This window comes from Streptomyces lunaelactis, from assembly GCF_003054555.1.
In the GTDB taxonomy this organism is placed as follows: Bacteria; Actinomycetota; Actinomycetes; order Streptomycetales; family Streptomycetaceae; genus Streptomyces; species Streptomyces lunaelactis.
The window spans coordinates 4,055,693-4,071,306 of the sequence record NZ_CP026304.1 but is presented as its reverse complement, the minus strand read 5'-3'; the positions used below and the strand labels follow the sequence as shown (position 1 = coordinate 4,071,306).

Here is a 15,614-nt window from a genome sequence, read left to right as displayed (position 1 = left end):
ACGTGCGGCTTTCTTGATCGCTTGCCGTGTGTCTCTCACGGGGCCGTCACGGGCGTCGCGGCCGGCGCCCGCTGCCACACCTGCTGGAAGGCGAAGCGGGCGGCCTCCACCTCGTGCCGCTGGTCCGCGTGGAGCACACCGAGCGCGTACGCGGTGGCCGGGGCGATACGCGGCGTACGGGCGGCGGTGGCCGCGGCAGCCGCTGCCTCGGCGGCGTCGCGGTGGCGGTCGAGGATCAGCCCCGCGTGGCACAGCACCGGGTCCGCCTCGGGGTGCAGCACCTCCTGGGCGTACCGGTGCAGTCGCAGCAGCAGCCGCACCTGGTGCCAGGGGGAGTCCTGCGCCTCCCCGGCCGAGGCGGCGGCGAGGCCGTGCACCAGGGCCTCGGCGTTGTACGGATGGGCTGCCCGGGCCAGCGGCAGCCCGGCCACGGCCTCGAGCAGCCGGCGCTCGGCAAACTCCGCGGGTGGCGTCAGAGCCTCGACGGCCGGGGCGGCGGCCACCGGCCCCAGCGGCAGCTCGGAGGCGAGTACGGCCACGGCGTCGGCGACGGCGTGGAACCGGGAGGAGCCCAGTGCCTGGAGCGCGGCCGAGTGGGCGCGGGTCCGGGCGAGGGTGAGCTGCCGCTCCAGCAGGGCCCCGGCCCGCGCGGCCCCCACGGTGAGCGCGCCGGTGGCGCGGGGAGCGCCGTCGGCCGCAGTGGATGCCCCAGCGGATGCCGCACCGGATGCCGCACCGGACGGTTCACCGGATTCGGGAGCGGCGTCCTTGAGCGCGCCGACTTCTCCCCTCGCCGGCGGCAGCGGCGTCGCGCCCGAGAGACGGGCCAGCGCCTCGAGCAGCCGGCCGAGCCGCGAGGTGAAGGCGTGCTCCTGGGCCAGGGTCGCGGACAGCCAGGCCAGTTCCGTACGCAGGTCGTCCGCCCAGGCCGGGTCGAGCAGCGGCCGGAAGGTGTGCAGCGTCCCGCTGATGCGCCGGGACGCCTGGCGCAGCGCGCGGGCCGCTTCGGCCACGCCCGCCGTGTCCGCGCCGCTCTCGCTGTGCAGGCGCAGACTGCGCAGGAAGTCGCCCGCCTGCGCATGGAGATACCGGGCCAGGGCCTCGCCCGCCGTGGCCGGGAGACCGGGGACGACGGCAGAGTCCCGCCGGGAAATATCAGGGCTGTGCACGCCGGCGCCTCCGGGCGTCTATGAGCGTCTCCTGTACGTGCCGCAGCGGCTGGCCTTCCGGGTCCGTGGCATGCCGGGTCCAGGCGCCGTCCGGGCCGAGGTGCCAGGAGGACGAGCTGTCGGACATGCCCATCTCAAGGAGCCGGGTGAGGGCCGCGCGGTGGGCCGGGTCGGTGACCCGTACCAGTGCCTCGATACGGCGGTCGAGGTTGCGGTGCATCATGTCGGCGCTGCCGAACCAGATTTCGGGCTCGCCGCCGTTGCCGAAGGCGAAGACCCGGGAGTGCTCCAGGAAGCGGCCGAGGATCGAGCGCACCCGGACGTTCTCCGAGAGGCCGGCGACTCCGGGGCGTATCGCGCAGATGCCGCGTACCCAGATGTCCACCGGCACGCCCGCCATCGCCGCCCGGTAGCAGGCGTCGATGATCGCCTCGTCCACCATCGAGTTGACCTTGATGCGTACGTGGGCGGGGCGTCCGGCGCGGTGGTGCGCGACTTCCTTGTTTATTCGCGAGATGAGTCCGTCGCGCAGGGACTTGGGGGCGACCAGGAGGCGGCGGTACGTCTCGCGGCGCGAGTATCCCGACAGCCGGTTGAACAGGTCCGAGAGGTCGGCGCCGACCTGCGGGTCGGCGGTCAGCAGCCCCAGGTCCTCGTAGAGCCGGGCCGTCTTCGGGTGGTAGTTGCCGGTCCCGACGTGCGAGTAGCGGCGCAGCGTCTCGCCCTCCTGACGGACCACCAGCGACAGCTTGCAGTGGGTCTTCAGGCCGACGAGGCCGTAGACGACATGGCAGCCGGACTCCTCCAGCTTGCGCGCCCACTTGATGTTGGCCTGCTCGTCGAAGCGGGCCTTGATCTCGACGAGTACCAGGACCTGCTTGCCCGACTCGGCGGCGTCTATCAGCGCGTCCACGATCGGGGAGTCGCCGGAGGTGCGGTACAGCGTCTGCTTGATGGCCAGCACGTCCGGGTCGGCCGCGGCCTGCTCCAGGAAGGCCTGGACGGAGGTCGAGAACGAGTCGTACGGGTGGTGCAGCAGTACGTCACGCTCGCGCAGCGCCATGAAGATGTCGGGCGCGGACGCCGACTCGACCTCGGCGAGTTCGCGGTGGGTGCCCGCGACGAACTTCGGGAACTTCAGCTCGGGCCGGTCCAGCGCCGCGATGCCGAAGAGCCCGGTCAGATCGAGCGGCCCCGGCAGCGGGAAGAGCTCGGCGTCGGACATCTTCAGCTCGCGGACCAGCAGGTCGAGCACGTACGGATCGATGGACTCCTCGACCTCGAGCCGCACCGGCGGGCCGAAGCGGCGCCGCATGAGCTCCTTCTCCAGCGCCTGCAGGAGGTTCTCGGCGTCGTCCTCCTCGACCTCCAGGTCCTCGTTCCTGGTCACCCGGAACATGTGGTGCCCGAGCACCTCCATGCCGGGGAACAGCTCCTCCAGATGCGCGGCGATGACGTCCTCCAGGGGGACGTACCGCTGCGGGGAGGCCTCCAGGAAGCGGGACAGCAGCGGCGGGACCTTCACCCGGGCGAAGTGGCGGTGGCCGCTGACGGGGTTGCGCACGATCACCGCGAGGTTCAGCGAGAGTCCCGAGATGTACGGGAAGGGGTGCGCCGGGTCCACGGCCAGCGGGGTCAGCACCGGGAAGATCTGCTGCCGGAAGAGCGTGAAGAGGCGGGCCTGCTCCTTCTCCGTGAGCTCGGGCCAGCGGATGAGGTGGATCGACTCCTCGGCGAGCGCCGGGGCCACGTCCTGCTGGTAACAGGCGGCGTGCCGGGCCATGAGCTCGCGGGAGCGGGTCCAGATCAGGTCCAGCACTTCGCGGGGCTGCAGGCCGGACGCGGAACGGGTGGCGACACCGGTCGCGATGCGCCGCTTCAGACCGGCCACGCGGACCATGAAGAACTCGTCCAGGTTGGACGCGAAGATCGCGAGGAAATTCGCCCGTTCGAGGAGCGGGGTGGCCGGATCCTCGGCGAGCTCGAGGACGCGCTCGTTGAACGCGAGCCAGCTGCGCTCGCGGTCGAGGAACCGTCCCTGGGGCAGTTCTGCGCCGGTTCCGTCGTGCTCTTCCTCGTACGCGTCGAGATCGGCATCGAGATCCGGCTCCAGGTCCGACACCGTGGCCGCGACTGTGTGCGGGCGGTGCGCGGCTATGGAACCGACGGACGGCTGGGGGTGCTGGACCGGTACCTCGGCGGGCTGCTGACTCATGGACCCATTCTCCTGCGTCAAGGGCATTACGGGCGCGTCGGAGAGGGCCGGGGTGAGGGGAATCTTGCCGTTGGGGGAGGCGGGCACAGCGGGCTGCATTGAGAGAGGGTCGCAAGGGCGTCTGAATGGCCGGTAACGACGACATGACGTGAGGGAAAGCGGGACAGGGCCCGCAGGAGTCGATCTTGGCGGGCCCCGTGGGGTGCGTACGTCAGTGGTGGCGTCGGCGCAGCCAGCATGCTGCGGCTGTGGCGGCTACGGCAAGAGCGGGCACGATCACGGTCTGGAACCGGTCAGGACTCCGTGCGGTACATGAGGTCCACCTCGTGCGTGACGAAGCCGAGGCGCTCGTACATCGTCACCGCCGACGTGTTGTCCGCGTCGACGTAGAGCATCGCGGTCGGGAGCCCCTCGGCGGCGAGATGGCGCAGGCCGATCGCGGTGAGGGCCTTGCCGAGGCCGCCGCCCTGCGCGTCCGGGCGGATGCCGACGACGTACACCTCGCCCAGGTGCTCATCGGCGTGCACCTTCGTCCAGTGGAAGCCGATGAGCTCACCGTCGCGCTCGGCGAGGAAGAAGCCCTTGGGGTCGAACCACGGCTCGGCCTTGCGGTCGTCGAGGTCCCGCTGGGTGAGTGAACCCTGCTCGGGGTGGTGGGCAAAGGCGGCGGCGTTCACGGCGAGCCAGGCGGCGTCGTCCTGCCCCGGCGCGAAGGTGCGTACGGTGACGCCGGCCGGGAACACGGGCTCGGCGATGTCCATCGGGCTCAACGGCCGCCGCAGCTGGCGCAGTTCACGGAAGAGGGTCAGTCCGAGCACCTGGGCCAGATGCCGCGCCGCGGACTTCCCGCCGTGCGCCCAGACCCGCAGCCGCTTCCCGGAAGTCCCCAGCAACGCGGTCCCCAGCGCCCGCCCGTGCCCGCGCCCCCGCTGCGAGGGATGCACGACGAGCTCGGCGGCCGGGGCCTCGACGGGGTCGGTGTCCTCCAGCTGCGCGTACCCGACGAGATCGCCGCCGACGGTGAGGAGCAGATGCCGTACACCCTCCCGCTTCCCGCCGCGCAGCTGCAGCCGCCCCTGCTCGGAGACGGCCTGCATTCCGTCGGACCGGGCGGCGTCACCGAGCAGCGCGAGCACGGCCTGGGCCTGCTCGGGCGTGAGCTCATCAAGGGTCTGGATCTGCCGCCCGGGCTCGAGGGCTGCTGCGTCAATCGTCATAGCTCGAGAGTACGGCGGGGGGGTGGCGGGCGGGGGATCCGCGCGGCTCGGCAAAGTTGTCCGGCGGTGCGAAGAAACGCCTGTTGACGAACGAAGGCAACCAGCTTGTAACCCGTACCCCCCTGTCGCGCTACGCGCGTTGACTCTAGGCTGCCGCTCGCATCCCACACACCACGCTGAACTGACAAGGGGACAGATGTCAGCGACACCGCACAAGACCCGCCGCCGCATACTCGCCGCAGTTGCCGGGCTGACCACCGCCGGCGCGCTGGTCGCCGCGATGCCCGCAGGCGCCCAGGAGAGCGGCCACGGACACGGCCACGGACAGAGCCGCACTGTGGACGTACAGCTGCTGTCCTTCAACGACCTGCACGGAAACCTGGAGCCGCCCGCCGGCTCGGCCGGCCGGGTCACGCACACCAACGAGGACGGCACGACCAGGACGATCGACGCGGGCGGCGTGGAGTACCTCGCCACGCATCTGCGCGAGGCCCGCAAGGACAGCAAGTACTCCGTCACCGCCGCCGCCGGTGACATGGTCGGCGCTTCGCCGCTGCTCTCCGGGCTCTTCCACGACGAGCCGACCATCGAGGCCCTGAACAAGCTGGATCTCGACGTCACCTCCGTCGGCAACCACGAGTTCGACGAAGGCGCCAAGGAGCTCGCCCGGCTGCAGAACGGCGGCTGTCACAAGACCGACGGCTGCTACGTGGAGGGCGAGGGGTTCCAGGGAGCGGACTTCCCGTATCTCGCCGCCAACGTGACGAAGGAGAAGACCGGCAGGCCGCTGCTCGACCCGTACTTCATCTGGAAGAAGAACGGGGTCAGGATCGGCTTCATCGGAGTGACCCTCGAGGGCACCCCGGACATCGTCACCGCCGAGGGCGTCAAGGGCCTGAAGTTCGGCGACGAGGTCGAGACGATCAACAAGTACACCAAGATCCTTGAGCGCAAGGGCGTCAAGTCGATCGTCGCGCTGATCCACGAGGGCGGGGCCCCGGCCTCCTCCTCGTACAACTACAACTGCGACAGCCCCGGCCCCGGCAACGGCGTCTCGGGACCGATCGTCGACATCGCCAAGAAGGTCAGCCCGCAGGTCGACGCCCTGGTGACCGGTCACACGCACCAGGCGTACGCGTGCTCGATCCCGGACCCGTCGGGCAAGCCTCGCACGGTCACGTCGGCGGCCTCGTTCGGCAAGCTGTACACCGACACGACGCTCACCTACGACCGTCGTACGAACGACATCGTCCGTACCGCCGTCGCCTCCGCGAACCACGTCGTCACCCGTGACGTGCCGAAGGCCGAGGACATGACCCGGCTGATCCAGCGGTGGAACACGCTGGCCGCGCCGATCGCGAGCCGGCCGGTCGGCTTTATCTCCGCCGACATCGACAACCCCTTCGACGCGCCCGAGAAGCCGCTGGGCAATCTGATCACGGATGCACAGCTGGAGGGTCTCGCGCCGGCGGACAAGGGCGGGGCGCAGCTCGCGATCATGAACCCGGGCGGCATCCGCGCGGGCCTGGTCCACAAGGCGACCGGCAGCGAGGGCGACGGCGTCGTGACGTACGGCGAGGCGTTCACCGTGCAGCCGTTCACCAACATGATGAACGTCGTCGACCTGACCGGCGCCCAGCTGATCACCACGCTCAAGCAGCAGGTCAGCGGGGCGAACCAGGCCGTCCCGAAGATCCTCCAGGTGTCGAAGGGCTTCACCTACACCCTGGATCTGACGAAGACCGGCGCCGACCGGGTCGTGGATTCCTCGGTCAAGCTGAACGGCGAGGCGATCGACCCGGCGAAGACCTACCGGGTCGCGATGAACGAGTTCCTGGCGGGCGGCGGCGACGGCTTCCCCGTGCTGAAGGAGCACAGGAACAAGCTCGTCGGCGCCTCCGACCTGGAGATGCTGAACGCGTATCTGGCCGCGCACTCCAGCGCGAGCGCGCCGCTCGCGCCGCCGGCGACGGGCCGGATCACGGTCGTCAAGTAGCAGTCACTACGCAGTAGTTGGGGCGGCGGGCCTTCCTGAGGCTCGCCGCCCTTTCGCGTGCGCCTCTTGTTCGTCCCGAGGTCTCCTATGTCATGGCCATGTCTGCCATCATCCCGGGTGCCGACCGCGGTCCGCCCCCACGGCCGCGGAGGCCGACGAAGGAGACGTCACATGCCCCTGAGCAGACGTGGTTTCCTGGCGGGCGCAGCCCTTGCGTCCGCCGCAGCGGTCATCGGCGGCGCACCCGCCGCCGCTGCCGCCGCACCGCGCAGCGCACTCGGCACGCGCAGCGCACTCGGCACCCAGGACTGGCTGGCAGGCTTCGGCGACGCCACCGCCCTCCAGCGCCTGACGATCCCCGGCACTCACGACTCCGGCGCCCGCTTCGGCGGACTCTGGGCCCAGTGCCAGAACACCACCATCGCCGACCAGTTGAACAGCGGCATCCGCTTCCTCGACATACGCTGCCGGGTCACCGGAGGCTCCTTCGCCATCCACCACGGAGCGGCCTTCCAGAACATCATGTTCGGCGATGTGCTCATCTACTGCCGCGACTTCCTGAACGCCCACCCCTCCGAGACCGTCCTGATGCGCGTCAAGCAGGAGTACTCCTCGGACAGCGACGCCACCTTCCGCGCCATCTTCGACGACTACCTCGGCAACAGGGGCTGGCGCTCGCTGTTCCACATCGGCGACGGTCTCCCCTCGCTCGGCCAGGCCCGCGGCAAGGTCGTCCTCATCGCCGACAACGGCGGACTGCCGGGCGTCAAATGGTGGGACGGTGGCGTCTTCGACCTCCAGGACGACTGGAACGCCCTGCCGAACGCCAAGTACCCCAAGATCGAGGCGCACTTCCGCAAGGCCGTCCAGCAGCCCGGCAAGATGTACATCAACTTCGTGAGCACCTCCGCGTCGCTGCCGCCGCGCTGGAACTCCGACAACCTCAACCCGAGGGTGCACAGCTTCATCAACGGCTCCGAGGCGAGCGGCTGGCGCGGCCTCGGCATCGTTCCGCTCGACTACCCCAACACCCGCGCTGGTCTGGTCGACTCACTGATCAGGCACAACTGAGCCTCAGATGTGCGCCGGGGGCGGCTCGGCCGCTCCCGGCAGCCGGATCACCGCACGCGTGCCGCCGCCCGTAGCGGGCTTCAGCTCGATTTCGCCGCCCGACTGCTGCACCGTACGGACCACGATCGACAGCCCGAGCCCCGATCCCGGCAGCGCGCGGGCGGACGGCGAGCGCCAGAACCGCTCGAAGACGTGCGGGAGTTCGTCGGCCGGGATACCGGGGCCGTGGTCCCGCACCGACAGCTCGCCGTCCTTGAGGCTCACCTCGACCGTCCCGCCCGGCGGCGAGAACTTCACCGCGTTGTCGAGGACGTTGACGATCGCCCGCTCCAGCGCCGTCTGCTCGGCCCGCACGTACCAGGGCTGCAGATCGGCCGTGATGGCCAGCTCGGGACCGCGCAGCCGGGCGCGCCGCAGCGCGGCCTCGGCGACGTCGTGGAAGGCGACGACCTTCAGCGGCCCGCTCTGGACCGCGTCCGGCCGGGACAGCTCCTGCAGGTCGCCGATCAGCAGGGCCAGTTCCGTCATCTGCGCCGTGACCGACGCCATCAGCGCCGTACGGTCCGCGGGCGGGAGAGCACGGCCCGTCTCCTCGCTGCGCGCGAGCAGCTCGATATTCGTACGCAGCGAGGTCAGCGGCGTCCGCAGCTCGTGCCCGGCGTCCGCGATCAGCTGCGCCTGCCGCTCGCGGGAACTCGCGAGGGCTGCGGTCATGGAGTTGAAGGAGCGGGAGAGGCGGGCGATCTCGTCCTCGCCCTCGACGGGGATGCGTACGGTCAGATCCTCGGTACGGGCGACATGCTCGACGGCGCCGGTGAGCCGGTCGACGGGCTTGAGCCCGGCACGGGCGATCCACAGTCCGGCCGCGCCCGCGCCGAGGACGCCGATGCCGGACACGATGAGCAGCAGGAGGGCCAGCTCGTTGAGGGTGCCCTCGGTCTCCTTGAGCGGGTACCCGATCAGCAGCGCGGTGTCCGCGACGACCCCGCCGCCCGGACCCTGGGCGACGGCTGCGACGGCTGCGCCGGTGAGTACGCGGACGTCCCTCCCGTCGGTGTCCGTGCCGTTGCGGAACGTCCAGACGGACGGATCTGCCCTCCGCGCCACGTCCTGGTCACTGCTGTCGACCTGGACGGTGCCGACGGAGTTGGCGAAGACGCACGGCTTGTCGTCGGCGGTCCGGACGAGCTGGAAGTAGTAGTCGGCCTTCGGGCCTCCGAAGTCGGCCTGGGAGTCCGGGGTCTGGGAGCAACTGCGCAGTGCGACGGCGAGGTCGGAGGACCGCACGGGCCCGCTCGCGGACTTCAGCTTGGAGTCGACCTCGTGGTACAGCTTGCCGCGCACCACGAACCAGCAGGTGGTGGAGACGGCCGCGACCGCCACGGCCACCGCGACCGCCACGAGCAGCGCCAGCCGCGAACGCAGTGGCAGCGAGCGGAACTTGTGGATCACTCCGCGCCGCCCGACCGCAGCGCGTACCCCACACCGCGCACCGTGTGCACCAGGCGCGGCTCACCGGCCGCCTCCGTCTTGCGGCGCAGATACATCACGTACACATCCAGCGAATTCGAACTGGGCTCGAAGTCGAAGCCCCACACGGCCTTGAGGATCTGCTCACGCGTGAGCACCTGGCGCGGGTGCGCGAGGAACATCTCCAGCAGCGTGAATTCGGTACGGGTCAGCTCCACCCGGCGCGTGCCTCGGTGGACCTCGCGGGTCGCCAGGTCCATCCGCAGATCGGCGAAGGCCAGTACGTCGTCGTCGGTGGCGGCGCTCGCCGCCGCCGCGTACGAGCTGCGCCGCAGCAGCGCCCGCACCCGGGCGAACAGCTCGTCCAGCTCGAACGGCTTGACCAGATAGTCGTCGGCGCCCGCGTCGAGACCGGTCACCCGGTCGCCGACGGTGTCCCGTGCGGTCAGCATCAGGATCGGCGTCGTCGAACCGGTGGCGCGGAGCCGGCGGGCCGCGGTCAGGCCGTCCATCCGGGGCATCTGGATGTCGAGCACGATCAGATCGGGCGCGTACGCCTCCGCCCGGGCGAGGGCGTCGACGCCGTCGGCGGCGACCTCGGTCCCGTACCCCTCGAAGGCGAGAGAGCGCTGGAGCGCCTCACGGACGGCGGGCTCGTCGTCGACGATGAGGATGCGGTCGCCTTCGCGGGGGGTCGTCATGGCTTCAGCCTCGCACGCGCTCAGCCGTTGCCGCCGGAGCGCAGGTCGTCGAGGTCGGCCTTGACCGTGTCGATCGGGATGGCGAAGCCGAGACCGACGCTGCCTGCGGTGGAACCGGTAGCCGAACTGGGCGAGTACATGGCGGAGTTGATGCCGATGATCTCGCCGTTCATGTTGATGAGGGCGCCGCCGGAGTTGCCGGGGTTGAGCGAGGCATCCGTCTGGAGGGCCTTGTACGTCGTCTTCGACGAGCCCGTGTCGCCGTTGAACTGCTGCCCGCCGAACTCGAAGGGCCAGCCGCCGCCGCCCTGCTGTTGCCGGCTCGGGTCCTGCTCCTTCGCGACGGTGACATCGCGGTTCAGAGCGGAGACGATGCCGCTGGTCACCGTGCCGGTCAGCCCCTCGGGCGAACCGATGGCCACGACCTCGTCGCCGACCCTGACCTTGGTCGAGTCCCCGAGCGCGGCCGCCTTGAGGCCGCTCGCGCCCTCCAGCTTGATGAGGGCGAGATCCTTGTCCGGGTCGGTGCCGACGACCTTGGCGGTGTAGGTCTTGCCGTCGCTGAGCCGCACCTTGACGGAGTCGGCGCCGGAGATGACGTGGTTGTTGGTGATGATCTCGCCGTCGCCGGTGATGATCACGCCGGAGCCGGTGGACTGGCCGGCGTTCGAGGTCGCGCTGATCTCGACGATGCTCGGCGACACGGCCTGGGCGACTCCGGCGACGGTGCCCTTGCTGCTCTGCGCCACGGTGGTACCGGCGACGCTGCTGCTGCCGCTGGTGCCGTTGTCGGTGAGCTCCTGCACGAGCGCGGACACACCGCCGCCGATGACCGCGGCGGCGATGGCGACGGCGGCGATGAGCGCGACGGGACGCTTGGCCCTGGCCCGGTGAGAGGGCTCGCCGGGGGGCGGCTGGTGCGCGGGGGGCTGGTACGCGGGCGGCTCGCCCGCGACGGGGGGCTGGTACGCGGCGCCACCGTCACCCGGCCACACGGTGACGGGAGGGCGGGCGGGGCGGGGTACCCGCCGCTGGAGTGCGGCTCCTGCTGGAATCCGTCGTCGCCGGTGCGGCGGTAGTAGTCCGTCATGGGAATGACTGTCGTGGGTGGAGATGAGAGGAGCGTGAGGGGGCGCTGAGAAGGCTGACAGAAGAGGCGTCCGGTCATGTCCACCGGCGAACCGAGGCTCACCCGGTCATGTGGTGGGCGTGGGCCGGGGGCGTTGGTGGTTGCTGTCCGGTGGGTGGTTTCCACCGGCGAACCGAGAGCCCGCACCGCGCAAGAGCGGGCACCGAGGCGGGGGATCTTGTCCCGTCCTGGTGGGGAGGGGCCCCGGAGCCCGCACCCGGCAAGAACCCGCACCCTGCGGCCCGGGTCACAAGACGCCGCACCCGGTAAAACGCGCTACGCGCACCCGCAGGAGCGGCGGATCACCAGGCCCGAGGGGAACTGCTTCACCCGCTCCCGGCGCGAACCCGCCACCCTCAAGCCGTCGTCCAGTACCAGGTCCACCGCCGCCCGTGCCATCGCCGGGCGGTCCGAGGAGACCGTCGTCAGCGGCGGGTCCGTGAGCGCCGCCTCCTTGACGTTGTCGAAGCCCGCCACCGCCAGCTCGCCCGGGACGTCTATCCGCAGTTCACGCGCCGCGCGCAGGACGCCGATCGCCTGGTCGTCCGTCGCGCAGAAGATGGCCGGCGGACGCTCCGGGCCCGAGAGCAGCTTCAGGGCGACGAGATACGCGTCGTAGCGGTTGAACGGGGCCTGGAAGAGCCGGCCCTCCACCGAGCGGCCGGACTCCAGCATCGCCCGGCGCCAGCCCTCGACGTGGTCCGTCACCGGGTCGCCGACCGCCGGGGTCGACTCGACTCCGCCGAGGCACGCCACGTACGGATGCCCGTGCTCCAGCAGATGCCGCGTCGCCAGCTGCGCGCCGCCGATGTCGTCCGTGACGACCGCCACGTCATCGATGGCCTCCGGGCGCTCGTGCAGCAGCACCACCCGCGCGTCCCACGCCTCGATCTCCGCCGCGGCCCGCTCGCTCGGGCCCTGGCTGACCAGGATCAGCCCGGAGACCCGCATCCCGAGGAAGGCCCGCAGATAGTGGACCTCGCGCTCGTCGCGGTAGTCGGAGTTCCCGACGAGCACCATTTTTCCGCGTTCCGCCGCGGCCTGTTCGACCGCGTGCGCCATCTCCGCGAAGAACGGCTGCCGCGCGTCCGGCACGATCATGCCTATGAGGTCGGTCCGCCGCGAGGCCATCGCCTGGGCGACCCGGTCGGGCCGGTAGCCCAGCTCCTTGATCGCTGCGAGTACCCGCTCGCGCGTGGCCGGGGCAACCGGCCGGGGTCCGTTGTTGATGACGTAGCTCACGACCGCGGTCGAAGTCCCCGCCAGTCGCGCCACATCGTCCCGCGTCACCTTGGCCACGCGCGGCAGTCTACGCGGGGTGACCTACCTCTGGGCAGGGCGTACGCCCGCTTCCTGCGGCTCGGCCGTGTCCTCCGTCCGGGGGACGGAAACCGCCGCCTGAGCCGCCGCCCGCTCGGCCGCGGCCGTCGCGGCCGCCGCCTTGGCCCTCGCCGCCTCCTCGGCCGCACGCTCGACCTTCTCCGGCGTCACAAAGCGGTAGCCGACATTGCGTACGGTCCCGATGAGCGACTCGTGCTCGGGCCCGAGCTTCGCGCGCAGCCGCCGTACGTGGACGTCGACCGTCCGCGTACCGCCGAAGTAGTCGTAGCCCCAGACCTCCTGGAGCAGCTGGGCCCGGGTGAAGACCCGCCCCGGGTGCTGCGCGAGGTACTTCAGCAGTTCGAACTCCTTGAAGGTCAGATCCAGGACCCGCCCCTTCAGCTTCGCGCTGTACGTCGCCTCGTCGACCGACAGATCGCCGTTACGGATCTCCATCGGACTGTCGTCCGAGGTGATCTGCTGCCGGCCCGTCGCCAGCCGCAGCCGCGCCTCGACCTCCGCCGGACCCGCTGTGTCGAGCAGCACATCGTCGATGCCCCAGTCCGCCGTGACGGCCGCGAGACCGCCCTCCGTGACGACCAGGATCAGCGGGCAGCCGGGTCCGGTGGACCGCAGCAGCTGGCACAGCGACCGCACCTGCGGCAGATCGCGGCGGCCGTCGATCAGGATGACGTCGGCACCGGGGGTGTCGACAAGGGCCGGGCCTTCGGCAGGCGCCACCCGCACGTTGTGCAGCAGCAGTCCGAGGGCGGGAAGCACCTCCGTCGACGGCTGGAGGGCATTGGTCAGGAGCAGCAGAGAGCTCATCGCGCCCCACCTGCCCGGGTCGTCCTACTGTTCTGCACGGTTCGCTGGCCCATAACGTCGGTTCCTCCTCGGTCCCTGCGAGGACGTTGCGGCACTGCCTCGTACGGTGGCTCCCGCGCCCTGAGAGCCTTTGTTCACCTGCCTGTAACAACGGCCGGAAAACACAAAAGGACCCGGGGGCTTCGTTGCCCGGATCCTCTGCCCAGCAGAATAACCCACATGAGTTCCCTGTCAGAGGGTCCGTTTCACACTTCGGACGTTTCCTTGACGGCCGGAGGCTTTCGGCGCGCAATCTTGCGTACCGATGACGGAGTCCGTATCGAGGCTGTGTACGAGCCGTGTACCGCGGGTTCAGCCGCGACCGCGATCGTCATCGCGCACGGTTTCACCGGCTCTGTCGACCGGCCCGCAGTGAGACGCGCGGCACAGGTGTTCGCGCAGCGTGCGGCCGTGGTCACCTTCTCCTTCCGCGGCCACGGCGGCTCGGGCGGCCGCTCCACGGTCGGCGACCGCGAGGTGCTGGATCTCGCGGCGGCGGTCGAGTGGGCGCGCTCCTTCGGCCACGCGCGCGTGGTGACCGTCGGCTTCTCGATGGGCGGCTCGGTGGTGCTGCGGCACGCCGCGACGCACACGGAGACGGCGGAGACGGACGCGATGCACGGGGGGCGCAAAGAAGCGCGTACGGACGCGGTGGCCGCCGTCAGCGCACCCGCCCGCTGGTACTACCGCGGTACGGCCCCGATGCGGCGGCTGCACTGGGTGGTCACGCGTCCGCTCGGCCGGCTGGTCGGCCGCTACGGCCTCGGCACCCGCATCCACCCGGACGAGTGGAACCCGGTCCCGCTCTCCCCGGTCGAGTCCGTACCCCTCATCGCGCCGACGCCGCTGCTGATCGTGCACGGCGACCGCGACCCGTACTTCCCGCTGGACCATCCGCGGATGCTGGCCGCCGCGGGTGACGCCGAGCTGTGGCTGGAGCCGGGCATGGGTCACGCCGAGAACGCCGCCGACGACGAGCTGCTCGGCCGCCTCGCCGACTGGCTCGCCGGCGAGTAGCCCATCATGGAAGCCGACGAAAGGAGTGCCGACATGGCAGCGGGAACCATCCGCTACTGGGCCGCGGCCAAGGCAGCGGCCGGGATCGCGGAGGAGCCGTACGCCGCGGGAACACTCGCCGAGGCGCTCGACGCGGTGCGCGACCGCCACCCCGGCGAGCTGACGCGCGTACTGCAACGGTGTTCGTTCCTCGTCGACGGTGACCCCGTCGGGACCCGCGGCCATGAGACCGTACGCCTTGCCGAGGGCGGCACGGTCGAGGTGCTCCCGCCGTTCGCAGGAGGGTGAACCGCACATCATGAGCAGCGATCAGCAGTATCCGTACGGGCAGCAGCAGCCGTATCCGGAGCAGCCGTATCAGCAGTACCAGGACCCGTACCAGCAGCCGGTCCACGACGCGGGCGCCACCCAGACCTGGCAGGCCGAGACCTGGGACACGCAGTACCAGCCGATCGTGCAGCCCGCGCCGCCCGCCGCCGACGCCGCGTATCTGCCGCAGCAGGGCGCGTACCCGCTGCCGCCCGAGGCGCCCGCCCCGCAACCGGCCCCGCAACCGGCCCCGCGACCCGCCCCGCGACCCGCGGCGTACGAGCCGCCCGCCGCCTCCGCCGAGTACAGCGCCCCCACCACCGTGGGGAACGCCCGCATCACGGACGCCCAGCGCGCCCGCGCCGAGGGACGCTCGCCGATCATCCCGCCCGGCATGCAGCCCGCCGGGCTGACCGCCGCACTCGGACTGCTGCTCGCGGGCGGTGCTGCCGCCGGCCAGTACGCCCTGCTCGTACCGCTCGTGCTGCTGCAGGCCCTCACCGCCGCCGGCTGGTTCCGGCTGAACGGCATGTGGCCCGCCCGCCAGGGCATCGCGCTCGCCTTCGCGGGCGGCCTCGCCGCCGATGTCGTACTGCTCGCCGTCGGCCGCGAGAACGCCCCCGCCGCGATCATCGGCACGCTCGGCGTCTGGGTGCTGCTCACCCTCGTCCTGCAGCTGCGCAGCCGCGCGGGCGCCGACGAGCGGATGCAGGGCCTGATGGCGACCGTCGCATCGGCCGCACTCGCCATCCTCGCGACCGGGCATCTCGCGGCCACCGCCGACGCCGTGGTGGTCGGCGGGATCGCGGTCGCCGTGGCCGTCCTCGCCCGCGCGCTGCCGCTGGCCGGTGCCGCGTCCGCCGTCCTGGCCCTGCTGGCGGCCACCGGCGCGGGCATCGCGGCCGGCGGCCTGACGGACATCGGCGCCGAGGGCGCCCTGCTCGGCCTCGCCGCGGGCGGATGCGCGCTGGTCGGACTGCGGGTGGCGAGCTACGACTACCCGTCCCGCTTCGTCCACATGACGGCGGGCGTGGCCCTGCCGCTGACCGCCGCGGCCCCCGCGGTCTATCTGATCGGCCGCGCGCTGGTGTGATCCCCCGGAACCAAAGGCACGCGCCAGTCGTCGATCATTT

13 protein-coding genes are annotated in these 15,614 nt (G+C 71.2%); 5 read left to right on the top strand and 8 right to left on the bottom strand.

All coding sequences use genetic code 11. The annotated features are described in order from the left end of the window. Positions 1 to 35: 35 nt before the first annotated feature. The 3 genes from SLUN_RS18520 to mshD all read right to left on the bottom strand — a co-directional run bounded on the left by SLUN_RS18520 (position 36) and on the right by mshD (position 4,601). The gene (locus SLUN_RS18520; RefSeq protein WP_371413837.1) at positions 36 to 1,169 is read right to left on the bottom strand and encodes a CHAD domain-containing protein; all 1,134 of its coding nucleotides are present in this window, start codon (positions 1,167 to 1,169) and stop codon (positions 36 to 38) included. After that, positions 1,156 to 3,384 (bottom strand): RNA degradosome polyphosphate kinase, encoded by a 2,229-nt coding sequence (locus SLUN_RS18515; RefSeq protein ID WP_108149614.1) that lies wholly within the window; start codon positions 3,382 to 3,384, stop codon positions 1,156 to 1,158. Before SLUN_RS18515 ends, SLUN_RS18520 begins: the two co-directional genes overlap by 14 nt. A 293-nt stretch (positions 3,385 to 3,677) precedes the next feature. Continuing rightward, positions 3,678 to 4,601, bottom strand: a complete 924-nt coding sequence (gene mshD / locus SLUN_RS18510; protein WP_108149612.1) for a mycothiol synthase — start codon at positions 4,599 to 4,601, stop codon at positions 3,678 to 3,680. Between the two features lie 196 nt (positions 4,602 to 4,797). Between mshD and SLUN_RS18505 the strand changes: the two genes are divergently transcribed. Together SLUN_RS18505 and SLUN_RS18500 are read left to right on the top strand one after the other, a co-directional pair. Then, a complete protein-coding gene (locus SLUN_RS18505; RefSeq protein WP_108149610.1) occupies positions 4,798 to 6,597 on the top strand; it encodes a bifunctional metallophosphatase/5'-nucleotidase in 1,800 nt (599 codons plus the stop codon). Positions 6,598 to 6,768: 171 nt separating this feature from the next. Then, on the top strand, positions 6,769 to 7,668 hold the full coding sequence (locus tag SLUN_RS18500) for a phosphatidylinositol-specific phospholipase C (RefSeq protein WP_108149608.1): 900 nt from the start codon (positions 6,769 to 6,771) through the stop codon (positions 7,666 to 7,668). A 3-nt stretch (positions 7,669 to 7,671) separates the two neighbouring features. Here the strand turns inward: SLUN_RS18500 and SLUN_RS18495 are convergent, their stop codons facing one another. The 5 genes from SLUN_RS18495 to SLUN_RS18475 form a co-directional block, all read right to left on the bottom strand. Beyond that, positions 7,672 to 9,120 (bottom strand): HAMP domain-containing sensor histidine kinase, encoded by a 1,449-nt coding sequence (locus SLUN_RS18495; RefSeq protein ID WP_108149606.1) that lies wholly within the window; start codon positions 9,118 to 9,120, stop codon positions 7,672 to 7,674. After that, positions 9,117 to 9,839: a response regulator transcription factor gene (locus tag SLUN_RS18490; protein ID WP_108149604.1), complete on the bottom strand. Its 723-nt coding sequence runs from the start codon at positions 9,837 to 9,839 to the stop codon at positions 9,117 to 9,119. The genes SLUN_RS18495 and SLUN_RS18490 overlap by 4 nt, the downstream gene beginning before the upstream one ends. Positions 9,840 to 9,859: 20 nt before the next feature. Beyond that, entirely contained in the window at positions 9,860 to 10,834 is a 975-nt protein-coding gene (locus tag SLUN_RS18485; RefSeq protein ID WP_257153758.1) for a S1C family serine protease, read from the bottom strand. A 410-nt stretch (positions 10,835 to 11,244) separates the two neighbouring features. Next, positions 11,245 to 12,267, bottom strand: coding sequence for a LacI family DNA-binding transcriptional regulator (locus tag SLUN_RS18480; protein ID WP_108149601.1), 1,023 nt, complete (start codon positions 12,265 to 12,267; stop codon positions 11,245 to 11,247). Between the two features lie 24 nt (positions 12,268 to 12,291). Further along, entirely contained in the window at positions 12,292 to 13,116 is an 825-nt protein-coding gene (locus SLUN_RS18475; RefSeq protein ID WP_108149599.1) for a response regulator transcription factor, read from the bottom strand. A 219-nt stretch (positions 13,117 to 13,335) separates the two neighbouring features. Here SLUN_RS18475 and SLUN_RS18470 point away from each other — a divergent pair, with 219 nt between their 5' ends. The 3 genes from SLUN_RS18470 to SLUN_RS18460 are packed head-to-tail and all read left to right on the top strand — an operon-like array spanning position 13,336 to position 15,574. Beyond that, on the top strand, positions 13,336 to 14,172 hold the full coding sequence (locus SLUN_RS18470; protein ID WP_108149597.1) for an alpha/beta hydrolase family protein: 837 nt from the start codon (positions 13,336 to 13,338) through the stop codon (positions 14,170 to 14,172). Positions 14,173 to 14,205: 33 nt separating this feature from the next. Further along, positions 14,206 to 14,460: a MoaD/ThiS family protein gene (locus tag SLUN_RS18465; RefSeq protein ID WP_108149595.1), complete on the top strand. Its 255-nt coding sequence runs from the start codon at positions 14,206 to 14,208 to the stop codon at positions 14,458 to 14,460. Next, the gene (locus tag SLUN_RS18460) at positions 14,396 to 15,574 is read left to right on the top strand and encodes a hypothetical protein (RefSeq protein ID WP_257153757.1); all 1,179 of its coding nucleotides are present in this window, start codon (positions 14,396 to 14,398) and stop codon (positions 15,572 to 15,574) included. The genes SLUN_RS18465 and SLUN_RS18460 overlap by 65 nt, the downstream gene beginning before the upstream one ends. Positions 15,575 to 15,614 lie beyond the last annotated feature (40 nt).

Excerpts from the sequence above, each read along its gene's own strand:
- SLUN_RS18490 (WP_108149604.1), bottom strand. The coding sequence starts at position 9,839 with ATGACGACCCCCCGCGAAGGCGACCGCATCCTCATCGTCGACGACGAG.
- mshD (WP_108149612.1), bottom strand. The coding sequence starts at position 4,601 with ATGACGATTGACGCAGCAGCCCTCGAGCCCGGGCGGCAGATCCAGACC.
- SLUN_RS18505 (WP_108149610.1), top strand. The coding sequence starts at position 4,798 with ATGTCAGCGACACCGCACAAGACCCGCCGCCGCATACTCGCCGCAGTT.
- SLUN_RS18465 (WP_108149595.1), top strand. The coding sequence starts at position 14,206 with ATGGCAGCGGGAACCATCCGCTACTGGGCCGCGGCCAAGGCAGCGGCC.
- SLUN_RS18475 (WP_108149599.1), bottom strand. The coding sequence starts at position 13,116 with ATGAGCTCTCTGCTGCTCCTGACCAATGCCCTCCAGCCGTCGACGGAG.
- SLUN_RS18460 (WP_257153757.1), top strand. The coding sequence starts at position 14,396 with ATGAGACCGTACGCCTTGCCGAGGGCGGCACGGTCGAGGTGCTCCCGC.
- SLUN_RS18500 (WP_108149608.1), top strand. The coding sequence starts at position 6,769 with ATGCCCCTGAGCAGACGTGGTTTCCTGGCGGGCGCAGCCCTTGCGTCC.
- SLUN_RS18470 (WP_108149597.1), top strand. The coding sequence starts at position 13,336 with ATGAGTTCCCTGTCAGAGGGTCCGTTTCACACTTCGGACGTTTCCTTG.
- SLUN_RS18515 (WP_108149614.1), bottom strand. The coding sequence starts at position 3,384 with ATGAGTCAGCAGCCCGCCGAGGTACCGGTCCAGCACCCCCAGCCGTCC.